This window comes from Aurantimonas aggregata, assembly GCF_010500835.1.
In the GTDB taxonomy this organism is placed as follows: domain Bacteria; phylum Pseudomonadota; class Alphaproteobacteria; order Rhizobiales; family Rhizobiaceae; genus Aurantimonas; species Aurantimonas aggregata.
Genome location: NZ_JAAAMJ010000001.1, coordinates 792,640 through 811,391, shown reverse-complemented (window position 1 = coordinate 811,391; position 18,752 = coordinate 792,640). Strand labels below are relative to the sequence as shown.

The 18,752-nt window shown below is 66.2% G+C and carries 15 protein-coding genes; 6 read left to right on the top strand and 9 right to left on the bottom strand.

Annotated features, from left to right (window positions below; genetic code table 11):
• Window positions 1–38: 38 nt before the first annotated feature.
• From GTW51_RS03745 to GTW51_RS03720, 6 genes are all read right to left on the bottom strand, one after another.
• Window positions 39–1,958: a putative bifunctional diguanylate cyclase/phosphodiesterase gene (locus tag GTW51_RS03745; protein WP_163042506.1), complete on the bottom strand. Its 1,920-nt coding sequence runs from the start codon at window positions 1,956–1,958 to the stop codon at window positions 39–41.
• A 200-nt stretch (window positions 1,959–2,158) separates the two neighbouring features.
• Window positions 2,159–3,184, bottom strand: coding sequence for a CorA family divalent cation transporter (locus GTW51_RS03740; RefSeq protein ID WP_163042505.1), 1,026 nt, complete (start codon window positions 3,182–3,184; stop codon window positions 2,159–2,161).
• A gap of 43 nt (window positions 3,185–3,227) precedes the next feature.
• Entirely contained in the window at window positions 3,228–5,393 is a 2,166-nt protein-coding gene (gene scpA, locus GTW51_RS03735; protein WP_163042504.1) for a methylmalonyl-CoA mutase, read from the bottom strand.
• Entirely contained in the window at window positions 5,390–6,817 is a 1,428-nt protein-coding gene (locus GTW51_RS03730) for a methylmalonyl-CoA mutase family protein (RefSeq protein WP_163042503.1), read from the bottom strand. Before GTW51_RS03730 ends, scpA begins: the two co-directional genes overlap by 4 nt.
• Before the next feature lie 134 nt (window positions 6,818–6,951).
• A complete protein-coding gene (locus GTW51_RS03725) occupies window positions 6,952–8,544 on the bottom strand; it encodes an HWE histidine kinase domain-containing protein (protein WP_163042502.1) in 1,593 nt (530 codons plus the stop codon).
• A gap of 310 nt (window positions 8,545–8,854) precedes the next feature.
• On the bottom strand, window positions 8,855–9,223 hold the full coding sequence (locus tag GTW51_RS03720) for a DUF2267 domain-containing protein (protein WP_343033890.1): 369 nt from the start codon (window positions 9,221–9,223) through the stop codon (window positions 8,855–8,857).
• 148 nt (window positions 9,224–9,371) lie between these two features.
• On the opposite strand from GTW51_RS03720, the gene GTW51_RS03715 reads away from it, so the two are divergent.
• Together GTW51_RS03715 and GTW51_RS03710 are read left to right on the top strand one after the other, a co-directional pair.
• Window positions 9,372–11,021, top strand: a complete 1,650-nt coding sequence (locus GTW51_RS03715) for a helicase HerA-like C-terminal domain-containing protein (protein WP_163042501.1) — start codon at window positions 9,372–9,374, stop codon at window positions 11,019–11,021.
• Between the two features lie 97 nt (window positions 11,022–11,118).
• Window positions 11,119–11,358 (top strand): NINE protein, encoded by a 240-nt coding sequence (locus GTW51_RS03710; RefSeq protein ID WP_163042500.1) that lies wholly within the window; start codon window positions 11,119–11,121, stop codon window positions 11,356–11,358.
• Between the two features lie 81 nt (window positions 11,359–11,439).
• On the opposite strand, the gene GTW51_RS03705 is transcribed toward GTW51_RS03710, so the two are convergent.
• Both GTW51_RS03705 and GTW51_RS03700 read right to left on the bottom strand, forming a co-directional pair.
• Window positions 11,440–12,165 carry a L,D-transpeptidase gene (locus GTW51_RS03705; RefSeq protein ID WP_163042499.1) on the bottom strand — a complete coding sequence of 242 codons (726 nt, stop codon included), beginning with the start codon at window positions 12,163–12,165 and terminating at the stop codon, window positions 11,440–11,442.
• Window positions 12,166–12,283: 118 nt separating this feature from the next.
• A complete protein-coding gene (locus GTW51_RS03700) occupies window positions 12,284–12,946 on the bottom strand; it encodes a haloacid dehalogenase type II (protein WP_163042498.1) in 663 nt (220 codons plus the stop codon).
• A 186-nt stretch (window positions 12,947–13,132) separates the two neighbouring features.
• Here GTW51_RS03700 and GTW51_RS03695 point away from each other — a divergent pair, with 186 nt between their 5' ends.
• From GTW51_RS03695 to GTW51_RS03680, 4 genes are all read left to right on the top strand, one after another.
• Window positions 13,133–13,996: a branched-chain amino acid aminotransferase gene (locus tag GTW51_RS03695; RefSeq protein WP_163042497.1), complete on the top strand. Its 864-nt coding sequence runs from the start codon at window positions 13,133–13,135 to the stop codon at window positions 13,994–13,996.
• 131 nt (window positions 13,997–14,127) lie between these two features.
• The gene (locus GTW51_RS03690; protein ID WP_163042496.1) at window positions 14,128–14,730 is read left to right on the top strand and encodes a superoxide dismutase; all 603 of its coding nucleotides are present in this window, start codon (window positions 14,128–14,130) and stop codon (window positions 14,728–14,730) included.
• Window positions 14,731–14,921: 191 nt separating this feature from the next.
• Entirely contained in the window at window positions 14,922–15,386 is a 465-nt protein-coding gene (locus GTW51_RS03685) for a c-type cytochrome (protein ID WP_163042495.1), read from the top strand.
• A gap of 100 nt (window positions 15,387–15,486) precedes the next feature.
• Window positions 15,487–16,431: a c-type cytochrome gene (locus GTW51_RS03680; RefSeq protein WP_163042494.1), complete on the top strand. Its 945-nt coding sequence runs from the start codon at window positions 15,487–15,489 to the stop codon at window positions 16,429–16,431.
• Between the two features lie 13 nt (window positions 16,432–16,444).
• On the opposite strand, the gene GTW51_RS03675 is transcribed toward GTW51_RS03680, so the two are convergent.
• On the bottom strand, window positions 16,445–18,556 hold the full coding sequence (locus GTW51_RS03675; protein ID WP_163042493.1) for a S9 family peptidase: 2,112 nt from the start codon (window positions 18,554–18,556) through the stop codon (window positions 16,445–16,447).
• Window positions 18,557–18,752: the final 196 nt, after the last annotated feature.

The window sequence follows — 18,752 nt, the reverse complement described above, 5'->3', positions numbered from 1 at the left end:
CATGGTCAGCCGGACAAAAAGTCAGCTGTGGTTAATGTTTACTGGGCCGCTTGACGAGCGATCGGCGCGACAGGCAATGCGCGGCGAATCAGGTCCAGTGCACCGCGAGCGTTCAGGGGATCGCCGAAAACGAAGCCCTGCAGCTGGTGGGCGTTCGGATTGCTGGTCAGGAGATCGAGCTGATCCAGCGTTTCGACGCCCTCGACCACGGTGATGAGGTCGAGCTCGGCGATGAAGGCGATGAGCCCGCGCAGCAGGGTCTCGCGGCGTGCATCGTCGAGCACGCCGGTCAGGAAACTGCGGTCGATCTTCACCTTGTTGATCGGCAGGTTGTTGATGTAGCCGAGGTTGGAATAGCCGGTGCCGAAATCGTCGATCGAGAAGCGCACGCCGAGATCACGCAGTGCCCTGATCTGCCGCATCGTCTCGCTGTCGCAGCCGACGAAGAGGTTTTCGGTCAGTTCGACCTCGAGACGGTGTGCAGGCAGTCCGCTCTCCGCGAGATTGCGCAGGATCATGTCCTGGAGATCTGCCCGCTGCAGCTGGCTGGGCGAGATGTTGATGGCGACCGCCACATCGCCGGGCCAGCTTGCCGCGACCCGGCAGGCGATGGCGACGGTCTTGTCGGTCACGCTGGAGATAAGGCCCGATTCCTCTGCGATCGGCAGGAACTGGGCGGGCGCCACGATGCCGCGGGTCGGGTGCTGCCACCGCACCAGCGCCTCGAACGACACCACCTGCATCGTGCGTGTCCCGATGATCGGCTGGAACACCATGTAGAGATCGCCGTCCGTCTCGAGTGCCTTGCGCAGGTCGGTCTCGATCGCCAGCCGTTCATGCTCCGCGTCGGCCATGGCAGTCTCGTAGAAGGCGAAGCTGTTCCGGCTGTTGTGCTTGACATGATAGAGGGCGACGTCGGCGCGTTGGAGCAGATGCTCGGCGCTGGTCGCATCTTCCGGGAAGATCGCGGTGCCGATCGAGCAGCCGATATTCGCGACCGTGGCACCAAGATCGTAAGGCTCGTTGCAGGAAGCGATCAGCGCGGCTGCCAGATCCGCCGCGTCCTGACGCGAATCGACGCCGTACTGGAGAATGACGAACTCGTCGCCGGCATGGCGGGCGACGACGCAGGATTCGCCCGCGACGGCGGTGAAGCGTCGCGCCGCCTCGAGCAGCAGCCGGTCGCCGGCGCTGTGTCCCAGCGTGTCGTTGACGCGCTTGAACTTGTCGAGGTCGAGAAAATGCAGGGCGAAGGGATGATCCAGCCGCTCGACGCCGGCCGCGATCATGCGCTGGGTGGCAGCGCGGTTCGGCAGGCCGGTGAGCGAGTCGCGGTGTGCGAGGTCCTGGTTGATGCGCGCCGTGTTCAGCGCATCGAGGAACGTCTTGCCGACCCGACGCGAATTCGCGAGGACGGACAGCATGAACACGCCGAAAAACAGGCCGCAAACGAGATACCAAGCCGAATTCTTTACCAGGAACGCCAGCGCGACCGGGATCGCGAGAGCCACCAGCTGCAGCGATACCGTTGCGGGACTGGCGAAGTTCCGCCCCTGGATACCGACCATGAAGCCGACGGCTGTCGAGAGGGCGATCAGCTCGCTGAGCGAATCGGAGTCGAACCAGAACACGGCGGTGGTCCACGATCCTACGGTGAGGACGTGCAGGGTGCCGAGAATCGAATAGAGCAGGAGATAGCGGTGCGGATCGGCGAGGCCTTGGGCGTCGCGCGTCTCGAAGCGCAGCATCGTCGCCACGCGGAAGCAGGTCAGTACCGTCAGCAGGCCGCAGACGAGCCAGAGCGCCGGGTGCCCGATGCGGGCGCCCGTCAAAGCCGTGCCGGCGATTACCACGAACGAACCGATCGCAAACGAGCCCACATCGCCGTAGAGGGAGCGGACCGTCTGGAGTTCGTCCTGATATTCTCTGGTTTTTGCCTTCGCGGAAGGGCCTTGCATGGTCTCCGGAGCCGAGTGATCCTGCGGCAGATTCGCCGTAAACACGAAATTATCGGTTAACGGTGCGGTGGCGTCCAGTTCTGAGGGTGCCCGGGATCCGGATTTACCATTCCATCTGCAATGGCAGGTTGAATTGCTCAGGAGCTTCCCCATCTGGCATAGCAGATCGGCAGACTGTGGATAATCTCATCTATACTCAGTCAAAGCCAATTCTTTATTCTAAAGAATATCATCGGAACGATCGCCGAGACTATCATCATGAAAATTGCCAAAGGATATCCGTATGTCCAGGTAAGTTCCGGCATGTGTACGAAGTTCATGCCGTAGACGGAAGCAATCAGCGTCGGCGGCAGGAACGCTACGGCCGCGACGGAGAAGATCTTGATGATGGCGGCCTGCTCGATGGAAATCATTCCCACCGTAGTATCGAGCAAGAACACCGTCTTGTTGGACAGGAACGCGACGAAGTCGTTGAGCGAATGGACGTCTCGAGCCATTGCCTTGACGCGCGGCTTGGCGTCCTTGGCCACGGATTTACGCCCATCGAGCGCCAGTTGCAGGAACGGCAACAGCCTGTCGAGCGTCGCCAGGCTCTCGCGGATGCGCGAGGTCAGGTCGCCGACGGCGCCGATCCGCCGCAGTAGCGACTTGAAGTCGCCGGTCTTGGTCGGCTTCTTGCGGTCCGACGAGGAGAAGATGTCGTCGCCGATGCCGTCCAGGTCGGCCGAGACGGTCTCCAGAATGTCCGCGACCCGGTCGACGACAGTTTCCAAGAGGCCGATCAGGATGGTTTCCGCCGTCTGTAGCCTGCCGTTGCCGGTGGTCGGCTTCTCCGGGGCCTCCGGCGCCATGCGCGGCACCTCGCGGCACAATTTGGCGGCGAATATCGAAAAGCTCTTCGGCTCGCTGTAGCGCAAGGTGATCAGCCGCAAGCCGGCGAGGATGAAGGTGACGGGCGCAAAGGACGGCTTGCCGCTGTCCAGCCCGAACACCACCGAGGCCGTCATGAAGGTGGCGCCATCCTCGGCATAGAGCCGGCTCGACACCTCGATCTCGCGCATTTCCTCGCGCGTCGGCATCTCGATGCTGCAAAGCGCCTCGACCGCCAGCTCTTCTTCGCGGCTGGGATTGATGACGTCGATCCAGATCGCGTCGGCCGGCACGCTGTTCGCGTCGGCCGTCACGGCGCGAATCTGGGCCTCTTCCGGGACATAAGCCCTGATCACATGCGCCTCTTTATCGAGTTGTTCGGGGTTGCAGCGAGCCGCTCTATTCCGCGGCGATCTTGGCGTGACCGAGGCGAGCCGACAGATCGCCGATGAGTTGCTCGGCGGCCGTTGCGACCACCGTTCCGGGCAGGAAGATCGCCGCCGCGCCGGCCTGTTTCAACGTCTCGACGTCCTGCGGGGGGATGACCCCGCCGACGACGATCATGATGTCGCCGCGGCCTTCGCGCTCGAGCGCTGCCTTCAGTTCCGGCACCAGCGTCAAGTGCCCGGCGGCGAGCGAGGATGCCCCGACAATGTGGACGTCGTTCTCGACCGCCTGGCGGGCCGCTTCCTCGGGGGTCTGGAAGAGCGGGCCGATGTCGACGTCGAAGCCGAGATCGGCGAAGGCCGAGGCGATGACCTTCTGGCCCCGGTCGTGGCCGTCCTGGCCCATCTTGCAGACGAGGATGCGCGGCCGGCGTCCTTCGGCTTCCGCGAAGGTGTCGCTCAGTGCCTGGACGCGCGCAATCTGCTCCGACATGGCGCCGGCCTCCCGCTTGTAGACGCCGGCGATCACATGCGTCCTTGCCACGTGCCGACCAAACACCTTTTCCAGCGCATCGGCCATCTCGCCCACGGTCGCCTTGGCCCGGGCGGCGGCGATTGAGAGTTCGAGGAGATTGCCGTCGCCGCGCTCGGCGGCTGCGGTGAGCGCGGCGAGCGCCGCGTCGGTGGCGGGCTGGTCGCGTTCCGCCTTCAGCCTCTGCAGCTTGTCGATCTGCTGGCGCCGGACATCGGCATTGTCGACGCGCAGCACGTCGATCTCGTCGGTGCCGTCGGCGACGAACCGGTTGACGCCGACGACGGTCTGGGCGCCGGAATCGATACGCGCCTGCGTCCGTGCCGCGGCCTCCTCGATCCGCAGCTTCGGCAGGCCCTTGTCGATCGCCGCCGCCATGCCCCCCATCGCCTCGACCTCCTCGATGTGGCCGAGCGCCTTCTCGGCGAGCGCGTGGGTGAGATGTTCGACATAGGCCGAGCCGCCCCATGGATCGATCAGCCGGGTGGTGCCGCTTTCGCGGGAGAGGACATGCTGGGTGTTGCGGGCGATGCGGGCGGAGAAGTCGGTCGGCAGGGCCAGCGCCTCGTCGAAGGAATTGGTGTGCAGCGACTGGGTGTGGCCCTGGGTGGCGGCCATCGCCTCCACGCAGGTCCGAACGACGTTGTTCATCACGTCCTGCGCGGTCAGCGACCAGCCCGAGGTCTGGCAGTGGGTGCGCAGCTGCAGGGCACGCGGATCGCCCGGCGCGAACTCTCTCTGCATCAGGCTCGCCCAGATCAGCCGGGCGGCCCGCATCTTGGCGACTTCCATGAAGAAGTTCATGCCGGTCGCCCAGAAGAACGACAGGCGCGGGGCGAAACGGTCGATGGCAAGACCCGCCGCTACCCCGGCCCGGGCGTATTCGATGCCGTCGGCGATCGTGTAGGCGAGTTCCAGATCCGCCGTCGCCCCGGCTTCCTGCATGTGGTAGCCGGAGATCGAGATCGAGTTGTAGCGCGGCATGTTCTTCGCGGTGTAGGCGAATATGTCGGAGATGATCCGCATCGAGGATTTCGGCGGGTAGATGTAGGTGTTGCGGACCATGAACTCCTTCAGAATGTCGTTCTGAATGGTGCCCGACAGGTCCTTCTGGGCAACGCCCTGTTCCTCGGCGGCGGCGACGTAGAGCGCCAGCACCGGCAGTACCGCGCCGTTCATCGTCATCGACACGCTCATCTCGCCGAGCGGGATGCCGTCGAAGAGCTGGCGCATGTCGATGATCGAATCGATCGCCACGCCCGCCATGCCGACATCGCCGGCGACGCGCGGATGATCGGAATCGTAGCCGCGGTGGGTGGCGAGATCAAAGGCGACCGACAGGCCCTTCTGGCCGGCGGCGAGGTTGCGCCGGTAGAACGCGTTCGATGCCGCGGCCGTCGAGAAGCCCGCATACTGCCGGATCGTCCATGGCTTTTCCACGTACATGGTCGGGTAGGGCCCGCGCAGATACGGGGCGATGCCGGGCCAGGTGTCGAGGAAGGGCAGGCCGGCGATGTCGTCCTCGCCATGGGCGCCGGCGAGCGGGATCCCCTCGGGCGTCTCGCGAAACCGCTCGCTACGCGCAGCTTTTGGCGCGTTTGACGGCGGGGTCCAGGCAAGGCTGGAAAAGTCGGGGATGCGGCTCATGCGGCGACCTCGGCTTCCTCGTCCAGCCGTCGCGGGCGGAGCGGCGCGCAACCCTGCTCACCATTCCAGCCAGGCTCTGCCGGCGCCGCCGTCGCCAGGATTGCGTGGGACCGCTCGGCTTCGATCGGGTAGATCGTCGCGCCGACGATCACGGTGCGCTTGTCGGTCAATGCCTGCTGCCGGGCAGCGGCTGCATCGAGGATGCGGTTCTGCAGCGCGCCGGCGGCAAGGCTGTCGATGATCCCGCCTTCGGCTTCGATCCGGCGGAATTCGTTCCAGCCGGCTTCCGCGGTCAGCTCGGTCAATGCCTCGATGCCGCCCGACCCGCAAGCGGGATCGTCCACGGCGTCAAGGCCGGCCTCTTCCTGCAGGATGACCTGGACATTGCGGGCAAGCCGCCGCGCCACCCTGTTGGCAAGGCCGAGCGGGGCGGTGTGCGGCAGGACGGCGATACTGTCGGCGCCGCCGGTGGCGGCGGCGAAGGCGGCGATCGTCGCCCGCAGCATGTTGGTGTGGGGGTCGCTCGCCGAGAGCATGCGCCAGGCCGTCTCTGCGTGGAGGCGGGCGGGCGGCGGATCGGCCTCGCCGCAGGCTTCCAGCAGCCGGGCCCAGAGCAGCCGCAGCGCCCGCAGCTTGGCCATCTGCTCGAACTGCATCTGGTCGACGGCCAGGGTGAAACCGATCGCCCCTGCGGCTTCGGCGATCGACAGGCCGGCCGCCTCCATCGCGCGCAGATCGTAGAGCGCGGTGGCGAGGACGGCGCCGAGTTCCTGGCCGGAAGTCGCCCCGGCATCGTTGTAGATCCGGCCGTCGGCCTCGGCGGTGCGGCCCGAAAAGCCGCGTTCCCGCAGCGCTTTGGTCTCACGGCCGAGCCGGCGGCGATGGTCGCTCTCGCTGCCGGGGAAGCGGCCGGAAAAGGCGAAGCTGCCGCTGTCGTCGAGGCTCACATCGACGGATAGCGCCGCAATGTCATGTCCGCTCGCGGTCGCAAGGCGGACGATCGCTTCCAGCGCCTCGATCGATTGAGGATGCGGCTCGATGCGCAGCGCCGCGATGTCGAGCTGGACACCGGACAGCGCAGCGGCAAGGCCGTCGAGCGGCAGGCCGAAGCCATGGGCCGAGGCCCCGCCCGCGAGCGTCATGGCGAGTCCGTTGGCACCGCCTTCGAGGTCCGCGATCGCCTGTTCTCCCGCACGGGCCGGGTCGATGTCGTCGACGCGTGCGACGATCGACCATCTCCCGGCCTCGAGCCGGGCGAGGGGAGAGGCGTCCCGACGCCGGCCATAGACAGGGCCATAGCGAAAACCGTCTTCGGAGATCGTGGCGAGCGTATCGACGCCGCGGCCCGCCTTCTCGACCAGAGCACGCCAGTCGGCCTCGGTCGCGGGCGGAAAGGCATCCGGCTCGATCCTCGTCGCGCTCATCTCTCCTCCCTCTGCCACGTTGCGGCGCTCGAACGATCCCGGCCTCCCGCCGGCACCATCGTTCCCAGAGCAGATAACGCGTCGCGGGCGAAAGCGAAATCGCCGATTGTCCGCGCGTGTCGTTCGGCAGCGCGTCAGTGGGTGAGTACGGCCTCCGGCGGCGTGACCAGTTTCCAGACCACGCCGGTCTCGGCGTATTCCATGTCCACCTCGCCGCCCAGGCCCCTGGCCGTCATCTTCTGGATGACCAGCGTGCCGAACCCCGATCGTTTGGGCTCTGCGACCGGCGGTCCGCCCGCCTCGCGCCATTCGAGGGTGAAGGCCTCGTCCATCGTCCAGCGCACGTCCACTGCGCCTTCTGCTACCGAGAGCGACCCGTATTTGGCCGCGTTGGTGGCGAGTTCGTGCAGGGCGAGGCCGATGGTCTGGGCAGCGGTGGGATTGAGCCAGATCTTCGGGCCGGAGATGGTGATATGGTCGCCATCGGCGCCGAACGGCTTGAGCTGGGCGAGGACGAGGTCGTTGATGTCGGCGCTTTCCCAGCCGCGGCCGGCGAGGAGGTCCGCCGAGCGCGCCAGCGAGTTCAGCGCCTCCGACAGCGTCGCCAGCAGCTGCGTCGTGTCGGAGCTTTCCTTGGCGGCCCGGCGGGCGATGGCGGCGATGAGCGCATACTGGTTCTTGGCGCGATGCGTCATCTCGCGCATCAGGAAACGGCTCTGCTCCTCGGCCTCGCGGCGATCGCGCGATGCCTGCGCCAGCACCATCGACACCTCGCCGATCTCGGCGATGTCGGTCTGGATGATGGTCGCTGGACGTCCCTGGCCGATGGCCTCCGCCTGCTTCGACAATTGCCGGATCGGCGTGGCGATCCGACGGCCGAACACGACGCCGAGCAGGATGGAGAAGGCGACGAGCAGGAGACCGGCGCTGACGAGCATGAACCAGGAGCGCAGCGCCGGCCGGATGATGACCTTGTTCGGAACCGCGACGGTGGTTGCCCAGCCGGATAGGCTCGATACCATCGACCCCTGGATGTGGTCGTCGCTGGCAGCTCCGAGCGTCTCGGCGATCGAGGGGTTGTCGTAGGAGACCCCGTCCTGCGGCTGGATCTGGCCGTCGCTGGTGATCGCCGCGAAGACCCGCCGGTTCTGGCGGTCCTTGATGATGGCCGACCACTGGCTCGGGAGATTGCGGTCGGCGATGACGGCGCCAAGCGCATCCACCGACTTCTGCAGCACCAGCACATAGGGAACCCGCGTACCCCCGGTGACCGGCACCGCGACGTGAAAGACGAAGCGGCCAACGGATTCGGCGAACATGACGCCGGACACTTCCGGACGGCGTGTCTGGAAGGCCATCTCGATCGTGGCCGTGTCGCCCAGTGCCTGGCCAACGGGCGTTGCGGCGCCGTCGGTGGATACGACCACGGAGAGATCCGGAGCGATCAGCTCCGCCGTGGTCCGGGTGCCTGCCAACGCCGCGACGGTCCGTTCGCGGAATCCGTTCAGATCACCGCGTGCCAGCGCAGGCGAAGACGCAAGGACACGACCCGTGGTGATCATGCCGTAGATTTCGCGGTCGATGGCGCTGGAGATGATGTCGGCGGTGTCGTTGACCTGCGCCGTGACGATCTCCTCCTGCTGCCGGGAGAACTGCAGGATCAGGAAAGCGCTGAACAGCAGCGCCGGGATCAGCACGATGACGGCGAACACGACGAGATGTGCCAAAAGAGGCGGCCGACGCCACAGCCGGGCCAGCCGGGCATTCCGCAGCGAGCCCGGCAGGATACGGCCGGTACGTCCACCTCGCGATCGCACGTTTGCCGCTGGCGTATCCACGGTCATCGACCTTGCGTTCCCCCCGCGGCGCCGCATCAGGAGCGCCACGCTCCACCGTTAAATATTGAAATTATACCGTTTCACAGCATACGCGAGGCTCGGATCATTATCCATGGGAATAGGTCCGAGGGGCGGCACGGTGCCGCCCCTGGGGTTGCCCCGTCGTGCCACGCGCAGCGCGTCGCGGCGGTGATTGGCGTCACACGAACTGCGCCAGTCCCGGCACCGAAGCGATGACGCGGTCGACCGTGTCGGCGCCGGCATGGATCTTGGAATAGGCGACGAGGTCCTGCGCGACGGTCTGGATCTGTCCCATGTCGAGCCCCATGCCCATCAACCCGGCGCCGAGCGCCATGATGCCGCCGCCCGAATAGGCATCGCCGCCGGTCGCCGCCATGGCGTCCTCGGCGCCGGGCGTTTCCTTGATCATCGTGCCCACGGCGGGATCGTCGCTTTCCGCCGACAGGAAGGCGAGGATGCTCCCCACCGCACGCTTGGCGGTTGCGGTGTCGAGGCCGGTCTCGGCGGTGATACGTGTCAGCAGTTCGTCCATCATGTCCTCGATCACGTGTGCATTGCCCTGGCCGGGGGCCAGGCGAATCGATGCGAACTTGGCAAGCCGGTTCCGCGGATGCAATCGCCAAGATCGGGCGCCGCTACGCTTGTGAGCGTGGACCCCGCTCCGGTAAGCTCGGCGATTGATCTGGGGGAAGCGCATGCTGGAAGCGGGACGGATTTTCATTGGCGGCAGCCGCGACCCGCAAGGCGACGTGAAGCAGGGCGAATATCTCGATTTGCGCCTCGCCAACCGCCACGGGCTGGTGACCGGCGCCACCGGCACCGGCAAGACCGTGACGCTGCAGATCCTCGCAGAAGGTTTCTCCGAAGCCGGCGTCCCGGTGTTCTGCGCCGACATCAAGGGCGACCTCGCCGGCATGGCGGAGCGGGGCGAGCCCAAGGACTTCCTCGTCGAGCGGGCCCGCCAGATTGGCCTTGAGCCGTACTACCACGACCTGTATCCGGTGGTGTTCTGGGACATTTTCGGCGAGCAGGGCCATCCGGTCCGCGCCACCATCTCCGAGATGGGCCCGCTGCTCTTGTCGCGGCTGATGAACCTCACCGACGCGCAGGAAGGCGTCCTCAACATCGTCTTCAAGATCGCCGACGAGGAGGGGTTGCTGCTCCTGGACCTCAAGGACCTGCAGTCGATGCTGGCGCATGTCGCCGAGAATGCCGACAGCGTCTCGCGCCTCTACGGCAATGTCGCCAAAGCCTCGGTCGGGGCGATCCAGCGCTCGCTGCTCGTCCTCGAGCAGCAGGGCGCGGCGAACTTCTTCGGCGAGCCGGCGCTGGCGATCGCCGACCTCATGCGCACCGACCGGGACGGGCGCGGCATCGTCAACATGCTCGCCGCCGACAGGCTGATGATGAACCCGCGCCTCTACGCGACCTTCCTCCTGTGGCTGCTCTCGGAGCTCTTCGAGGAACTGCCGGAGGTCGGCGATCTGGAAAAGCCGAAGCTGGTGTTCTTTTTCGACGAGGCCCATCTCCTGTTCGACGGCGCGCCGAAGGTTCTCGTCGACCGGGTGGAGCAGGTGGTGAAGCTGATCCGCTCGAAGGGTGTCGGGGTGTATCTCGTCACGCAGAACCCTCTCGACGTTCCCGACGGCGTGCTGGCGCAGCTCGGCAACCGGGTGCAGCATGCGCTGCGCGCCTATACGCCCCGCGAGCAGAAGGCGGTGAAGGTTGCGGCCGAGACCTTCCGGCCGAACCCCGCATTCGATAGCTACGAGGCGATCGGCCAGCTGGGAGTCGGCGAGGCGCTGGTCTCGACGCTGGGCAAGGGCGGCGTGCCGTCGATGGTCGAGCGGACGCTGATCCGCCCGCCCGCCGCCCGTCTCGGGACGATCACGCCTGACGAGCGCGCTGCCGTGATCGGCCGCAGCCCGGTGGCCGGTCTCTACGACCATACGGTCGACCGGGATTCGGCTTACGAGATGCTGGTCGGACGCGCAGAGAAGGAGTTGCAGCAGGAGGCCGAGCAGCGCCGGCTGGAGCAGGAGGAGGCGGGCGAGCGTCGGATTGGCGAGGCCGAGCGACGAGCAGATGCAGCTCGTCGGCGGGAGGAAGAGGGGCCGGAGGCTGCGCCGCCGCGGACGCGGACCGGCTTCCAGCTTCCCGATTTCGGCGGCGACGACAATGAAGAACGGGCCGAGCCCCGCAGGCGTGCGCCTGCCCGGACGCGCGGCTATCAACGCCAGACGGTGACCGAGACGATCATGAAGCAGGTCGGGCGGACCGTCGCCTCCACCGTGACCAACGCCATCGTCAGGGGCATTCTCGGTAGCTTCAAACGCGGGCGGTAGTCTTCAGGGCGGAAGGACAGCCGGCGATTGCCGGCCGGACTTTCAATCCCTCGCGCCAGAACCCATTTGAGGGACGACCAACGCGGGAAGGACGATCATGAACCGGAAGTCGACGCTTGCCTCCTACATCCTCTGGCTGCTCTGCTTCGGCGGGATATGCGGCCTCCACCGCTTCTATCTCGGCCGGCCCTGGACGGGACTTCTCTGGCTGCTGACGCTGGGCCTTCTCGGCATCGGACAGATCATCGACCTGTTCCTGATCCCTGGCATGGTCCGTGAGGAAAACCTCGAAAGCCGCATCGACATGATGGAGCGGGAGCGCCAGCGCGTCCTGTAAACTACGGGCAGCGCACCCTTCGCGGGGCGCGCCCAGTCGCGGAGTGAGGTGTCGTGATCCGTCACCTCACGCGTGGCTGTCTCAGACGCTCAGACCGCCCTGGCGCACCACCACCGGCGAGCCGCTCGGCACGCGCTCGTAGAGGTCGATGATGTCCTGGTTCATGAAGCGGATGCAGCCGGAAGAGCCGCTGGTGCCGATCGTCCAGTATTCCGGCGTACCGTGCAGCCGGTACAGCGTGTCCTTGCCGCCCTGGAACAGATAGAGCGCCCGGGCGCCCAGCGGGTTGGCGATGCCCGGCTCCATGCCGTCGGCATACTGCGCCAGCTCCGGCTTGCGGGCGATCATTTCGCGCGGCGGTGTCCACGTCGGCCATTTGCGCTTCCACTGCACGACCGCCCGGCCGGACCAGCCGAAGCCCTCGCGACCGACACCGACGCCGTAGCGCATCGCACGGCCGCTCGGCATGACGACATAGGCAAAACGCGAGGCGGTATCGACCACGACCGTGCCGGGCCGTTCGCCGGTCGGATCGGCGACTTCCTGGCGATAATATAGCGGGTCGACCCGCGACAGATCCGGGGCGGGGATGACATGACCGTCGTCGACGACGCGGCTGTACATCCGTGCGTAGCGAGGGTCAACGCTTCGAAAGAGACCGCCGCCGCCGGCGGCGCCAGGATAGGCTACGCCGACGATGCTGGCGCGCGGGCCGGAGGTGCAGCCGGCCATCAGTGCCGTGGCCCCGATGCCAAGGCCAACCAGAAACTTACGTCGGGAAGGGGTGAGGTCGTCGGTTTGCGTCATCTGGTCCAGCCTTGCTCTGCCGAGCTTCCCTTTGGGCGCCCGGTCGGTCGTCGTTTGCCAGCAAACTGCCGGTCGGTTGCAAAAGTTCCCGGTTCACGCCCAGTTGAGCCGCCGCAGGTCAAAGCCACCCGGGCAATCCGCGCAGATCCGGCAGGACGGCGTTCGGCTGGAGGTCGACATATTCGTCCGGCTCACCCGTCCGGTTGATCCACACGGTGTGGAAGCCGAACCTCGTCGCCCCGGCGACGTCCCAGCGGTTCGACGACTGGAACGACACGGCGTTCGGGTAGAGCCGGAACTCGGTGGTGACCAGGTCGTAGATGGCCGGTGCCGTCTTGTAGGCGCCGCAGTCCTCGGCGGAGAACACGCCATCGAACAGATCCTCGATACCGGCGGAGCGCATCGCCCGCAGCAGCATGTCGCGCGAGCCGTTCGACAGGATGGCGAGCTTGGCATCCCTTGCCTTGAGCGCGCGCAAAGTCGCCGGGACCTCCGGGAAGATGTCGAGGTCGCGATAGGCGTCGAGCAGCTTGGCTCTGAGGCCCTTGTCTGCCTCGGGCACCTTCTGGAAAGCGTAGTCGAGGGCATCTTCCGTCAACTGCCAGAAGTTTCGGTCCACCCGGCCCATCAGGCTGCGGACCCAGGAATATTCGAGCTGCTTGCGGCGCCAGATGTCGGAGAGGAGCCGGCCGGATTCGCCGAGGTCCCCGGCGTGCCGGGCTGCAGCGGCACCCGTGTCGAAGAGCGTGCCATAGGCGTCGAAGACATAGACGGAATGCAAGCAGGACCTCCTGGACGGGCAGGGCATGAGCGACACCCGGGTCATAGCCCCGCGGTCCGCCGCGGAAAAGCGTCTGCCCCCGCGATCGCGAAATCACGCCGTGACGGCTTCTCCTTCTCGCGCTAACAGTGCCGACGCAACCGTTGCACGCGCCACTGGCGCGATTCTGACCGGAGCGTTCTGTCGATGCCACAAGAGATGACCCGCACCCGCAGCTATGTCGACGGCAGCTGGCACGACGGCAATCCGCCGCTGATCGGCCCCCGCAGCCACGCGATGTGGCTGGGCAGCACGGTGTTCGACGGCGCTCGCTGGTTCGACGGGCTGGCGCCCGACCTCGACCGGCACTGCCAGCGGGTCAACCGTTCCGCCGAGGCGCTCGGCCTGAAGCCGACCATGGCGGCCGGGGAGATCGAGCGGCTGACCTGGGAGGGCCTCAAGTCGTTCGACGGCGCGACTGCCGTCTATATCCGGCCGATGTACTGGGCGGAGGAGGGCGGCTACATGGGCGTGCCGGCCGAGCCGGAATCGACCCGTTTCTGCCTCTGCCTCTACGAATCGCCGATGATCTCGCCGGCGGGTTTCTCGCTCACCGTCTCGCCGTTCCGCCGCCCGACGCCGGAGACCATGCCGACGCTCGCCAAGGCCGGATGTCTTTACCCCAACAATGCACGGGCAATCCTGGAGGCGCGCTCGCGCGGCTTCGACAACGCGCTGGTCCTCGACATGATCGGCAACGTCGCCGAGACCGGCACGTCGAACATCTTCATGGTCAAGGACGGCGTCGTCCGTACGCCGGTACCGAACGGCTGTTTCCTCAACGGGATCACCCGCCAGCGGATCATCGCGCTGCTGCGCAACGACGGGTGGGACGTCGTCGAGCGGTCGCTGACGGTGGCGGATTTCGCTGCCGCCGACGAAATCTTCTCGACCGGCAACCATTCGAAGGTGGTGCCGGTGACGCGGATCGAGGACCGTACGCTGCAGCCAGGCTCCGCCTATGGCCGCTCGCGCGAGCTCTACATGGACTTCGCGCGGCAGGCCGCCTGAACGCGGCAATCCCGACAGGCGGTGGCAGGCTCATACTTCGGCCCTAGCTTCCTCCACGCCGAATTCGGTGCGTCGACGACCACGCTGGTTGCCGCCGCGCCAGGTCACGAACACCAGAAGGAGACTGCACTATGGCTTTCACCCTGCCGGAACTTCCCTACGCCTACGACGCGCTGGGTCCCTACATGTCGAAGGAAACCCTCGAGTTTCACCACGACAAGCACCATCAGGCCTATGTCACAAAGGGCAACGAACTGGCCGAGAAGGCCGGCATGGCCGACCTTCCGCTCGAAGAGGTCGTCCGGAAATCCTACGGGACGGACCAGGCGCTCTTCAACAATGCCGGCCAGCACTACAATCACATCCATTTCTGGAAGTGGATGAAGCCCGGCGGCGGCGGCAAGAGCCTGCCCGGCAAGCTGCAGACGGCCTTCGACAGCGACCTTGGCGGCTATGACAAGTTCAAGGCCGATTTCGAGGCGGCGGGCGCTGGCCAGTTCGGCTCCGGCTGGGCCTGGGTCGCCGTCAAGAACGGCAAGCTCGAGATCATGAAGACCCCGAACGGCGAGAACCCGCTGGTGCACGGCGCCGAGCCGATCCTCGGCGTCGATGTGTGGGAGCATTCCTATTACATCGACTACCGCAACGCCCGGCCGAAGTACCTCGGCGCCTTCGTCGATAATCTGGTCAACTGGGACTACGTGCTGGAGCGCTACGAGGCAGCGACAAGCTGATCCTGTCCACCGACAGGATACGACCTCAGAAGGCCCCGCGGACTCCCTGTCCGCGGGGCCTTCTGCGTTCAAGGCAACGCATTCGTGAGCAGGGCAGGCAAAAGGGTGATTGAACGATTCCAGAAACTCGGTTCAACTCAATTCCTCAGGTCCGCTGGACGCGGCCCTGGCTCAAGGGAGGAAAGCATCTCATGCAGGCCCGTTTTCTCACCATCGCCGTCGCGCTCGCGACGCTCGGCGCTTCCCTCGCCGCCTTGCCGGCCGGCGCGCAGAACACTGATCCGATCAAGCAGCGTCAGGAGCTGATGAAGGAAAACGGCCGTTCCGCCAAGGGTGCCGGCGAGATGATCAAGGGCGAGGCGGCGTTCGACCCGGCCACCGCCGCGACGATCTTCACCGAGATGCACGACGTCGCCATGGAATTCGGCGAATACTTCCCCGAGGATTCCAAGACCGGCGAAGACACCGAGGCCGCACCGGCGATCTGGGAGCGTCCGGCCGAATTTCAGGCCGCGCTTGTCAAGTTTCAGGAAGACACGCAGGCGGCGATCGACGCCGCGCCGCAGGATGTCGAGGCCTTCAGGCAGGCCTTCGGCCGCGTCGCGGAGAACTGCAAGGGCTGCCACGAGGAGTTCCGGATCGACAAGGACGGCTGACCGCGGAGCGAGCGCCGATGTCGTCTGCCGACGGGCAGGGTGAAGGCGAGGCCTCGCCCAGCCGCTCGGGCTATCTTGCGCCGATGACGGAGATCGGCCGGTGATCGAGCGGATACTCACCACCGTCTTCGTCCTGGTGCTGGTCGCGGCCGGGGCCGTGTACTGGCTGACAATCCCGCAGCATCTTGATGCTGCAAGCATTGGTGACGAGGCGTCGGCGGATGCGGGCAATGGCGAGCGGCTGTTCTGGGCCGGTGGCTGCAGTTCCTGCCATGCCGCGACGAGAGCCGAGGGTGACGAGGCCCTGCGCCTCGGTGGCGGCGCGCCGCTGACGACGGATTTCGGCACGTTCCACGGCCCCAACATCTCGCCGGACCCTGAAGACGGCATTGGCGCCTGGAGCCTTGCCGATTTCGCCAACGCCATGCAGCGGGGTGTCGATCCCGAAGGTCGGCATCTCTATCCGGCGTTTCCCTACACGTCCTACATCAAGATGCAGCCGCAGGAGATCGCCGACCTCTGGGCGTTCATGAAGACGCTGCCGCCCGTCGAGGAGCGCGCGCCGGACAACGACCTCGCGTTCCCGTTCACTGTCCGCCGCGGCATCGGCCTTTGGAAGCTGCTGTTTCTGGGCGACGACCAGCCGATCGTGGCGCTGCCCGCGGACGCACCGGAAGCGGCCTTCGTCGGCCGGTCGCTGGCGGAGGGGCCCGGCCATTGTGGCCAGTGCCACACGCCGCGCTCGCTCGGCGGCGCTGGAGGCCTCGAGGACGATCGCTGGCTCGCCGGCGCGCCCAATCCCGAGGGCAGGGGCCGTGTGCCCAACATCACGCCGTCTGACTCGGGCATCGGCTCGTGGTCGGCGAGCGACCTCGCCTATTATTTCGAGACCGGCTTCACGCCGGACTTCGACTCCGTCGGCGGCGCCATGGTGGCGGTGCAGCGCAACCTCGCGCGGCTGCCGGACGAGGATCGCACCGCCATCGCCGCCTATCTGAAGGCCGTGCCGGCGCTGGACAGCGAGGACGCCACGCCCACGCAATAAAGCTCACTGGTGGCTATGCGGCCTTGCCCATCAGCTTCAGCGCGAAGGCATAGATATAGGCGACCTCCTCCAGCTTGGAGAACCGCCCGGAGGCGCCGCCATGGCCGGAATCCATGTTGGTGCGCAGCAGCACCGGATTGTCGTCCGTCTTCATCTCGCGCAGCCGCGCGACCCATTTGGCCGGCTCCCAGTAAGTCACCCGCGGGTCGGTCAGCCCGGCCAGCACCAGCATCGGCGGATAGGCCTGGGACCTGACGTTGTCGTAGGGGCTGTAGGTCGAGATCACCTCGTAATCCTCGCCCGAGACAATCGGGTTGCCCCATTCGGGCCATTCCGGCGGCGTCAGCGGCAGCGTGTCGTCGAGCATGGTGTTGAGGACGTCGACGAACGGCACGACGGCGATGATGCCGCCGAACTTCTCAGGCGCCATGTTGGCGACGGCGCCCATCAGCATGCCGCCCGCCGAGCCGCCTTCGGCGACGATGCGCTCGTGGCTGGTGTAGTTCTCGGCGACGAGATGGTCGGCACAGGCGATGAAGTCGGTGAAGGTGTTGGCCTTGTTGCGCCGGCGTCCACCGTCGTACCAGGCAAAGCCCTTGTCCTTGCCGCCGCGCACATGGGCGATCGCCCAGATGAAGCCGCGATCGACCAGCGACAACGCATTGGCGTTGAAGGAAGCGGGGATGGCGATGCCGTAGGAGCCGTAGCCGTAGAGCAGGCACGGCGCGGTGCCGTCGAGCTTGAGGTCCTTGCGGTACAGCAGCGAGATCGGCACCAGTTCGCCGTCGGCGGCCGGCGCGAAGATCCGGCGGGTGACGTAGTCCTCGGGATCGTGGCCGGAGGGAACTTCCTGCGTCTTCAGCAGCGTGCGTTGGCGCGTGCCGACATCGTAGTCGTAGGTCTGGGTCGGCGTCGTCAGCGAGGAATAGGTGAAGCGGATCGTGTCGGTGTCGAACTCGTAGGTGCCGGCGAGACCGAGCGAATAGGCTTCTTCCTCGAAGGCGATCGCGTGCTCCTCGCCGTCCGAGAGGCGCTTGACGACGATGCGCGGCAGGCCGTCGCGCCGTTCCATCCAGATCAGGTGACGCTTCAGGATCATGTGGCTGAGGATCAGCCGACCGTCCTCGTGGGGAACGTATTCGCTCCAGTCCGAGCGGCGCGCTGCGTCGGTCGGCGCGGTGACGATCTTAAAGTCGTGGGCGCCGTCGGCATTGGTGAGGATGTAGAGCGTGCCGTCGCCCTCATCGACGTCGTATTCCACCGCCGTCTCGCGCTCGGCGACGAGCCGCGGCTCGGCGGCCGGGTTGTTGGCGGGGATCAGCCAAGCCTCGGACGTCTCGTGGTCGTGGATGTCGATCACCACGAACTCGCCGGACTGGGTCTTGCCGACACCCATGAAGAAGCCGGTGTCGGTTTCCTCGTAGATCAGCGCGTCGTCGTGGGGATCGGTGCCGATCCGGTGGAAGAACACCCGGCTCGGGCGATGGTTGGAATCGAGGCGGGTGTAGAACAGCCCGTTCGAGCGCGCCGACCAGACGGCGCCGCCGCTGGTGTCCTCGATCCGGACGTCGAGATCCTTGCCGGTCTCCATGTCGCGGATGGAGACGGCGTAAAACTCCGAGCCCTTGTCGTCATAGGACCACGACAACCAGCGATGATCCGGCGAGTGACTGACGCCGCCGATCGAGAAATACGGCCGCTCGGCGGCTTCCCTGGCGCCGTCGAGAATGACCGCGGCCGCGTCCGCGCCGCCATCGCGGGGCCGGCGGATGACCCTTGGATATTCCGCGCCCGTCTCATAGGCGATGCCGTAGGCCCACGGCCCGTCGGGCGCGGGGACGGAAGAATCGTCCTCCTTGATCCGCCCGCGCATCTCGGCAACGAGCGCCTCGCGCAGTTTCTCCGTGCCGGCCATCACCTCCTGCTGGTAGGCATTCTCGGCGACGAGATGGTCCCGGATCGCCGGCTCGAGAACCGACGTGTCCTTGAAGACGTCCTGCCAGTTCTCGGCCCGGAGCCAGCCATAGGGGTCCGAGCGCTCGCGACCATGGCGGATATCGGTCCGCACCTGCTGCGAAGCCACGGGCGGCATGAGCTTCGCGGCGTCGATCGGTGATTGCTTCATGTGTCGCGCTGGCCGGAAGGTTTGGGGAGTAGCCTGTCGTCCGACGGATCGAACCGGTCGGCTCATACTAGCCGGAATGGTTTCAATACAAAACCTGTTGTTTTGCCGACCACTAATCCGCGTGAGGGTCGCAGCTTGACGCAGATCGCTTTTCCGGGACGGGAGCGAGAGAGGGGAGATGGCCGAGTCTGCAAGC

What these genes read in the sequence shown, in the direction of transcription:
- GTW51_RS03745 (WP_163042506.1), bottom strand. Translation starts at nt 1,958, where the DNA reads ATGCAAGGCCCTTCCGCGAAGGCAAAAACCAGAGAATATCAGGACGAA.
- scpA (WP_163042504.1), bottom strand. Translation starts at nt 5,393, where the DNA reads ATGAGCCGCATCCCCGACTTTTCCAGCCTTGCCTGGACCCCGCCGTCA.
- GTW51_RS03730 (WP_163042503.1), bottom strand. Translation starts at nt 6,817, where the DNA reads ATGAGCGCGACGAGGATCGAGCCGGATGCCTTTCCGCCCGCGACCGAG.
- GTW51_RS03715 (WP_163042501.1), top strand. Translation starts at nt 9,372, where the DNA reads ATGCTGGAAGCGGGACGGATTTTCATTGGCGGCAGCCGCGACCCGCAA.
- GTW51_RS03710 (WP_163042500.1), top strand. Translation starts at nt 11,119, where the DNA reads ATGAACCGGAAGTCGACGCTTGCCTCCTACATCCTCTGGCTGCTCTGC.
- GTW51_RS03705 (WP_163042499.1), bottom strand. Translation starts at nt 12,165, where the DNA reads ATGACGCAAACCGACGACCTCACCCCTTCCCGACGTAAGTTTCTGGTT.
- GTW51_RS03695 (WP_163042497.1), top strand. Translation starts at nt 13,133, where the DNA reads ATGCCACAAGAGATGACCCGCACCCGCAGCTATGTCGACGGCAGCTGG.
- GTW51_RS03690 (WP_163042496.1), top strand. Translation starts at nt 14,128, where the DNA reads ATGGCTTTCACCCTGCCGGAACTTCCCTACGCCTACGACGCGCTGGGT.
- GTW51_RS03685 (WP_163042495.1), top strand. Translation starts at nt 14,922, where the DNA reads ATGCAGGCCCGTTTTCTCACCATCGCCGTCGCGCTCGCGACGCTCGGC.
- GTW51_RS03675 (WP_163042493.1), bottom strand. Translation starts at nt 18,556, where the DNA reads ATGAAGCAATCACCGATCGACGCCGCGAAGCTCATGCCGCCCGTGGCT.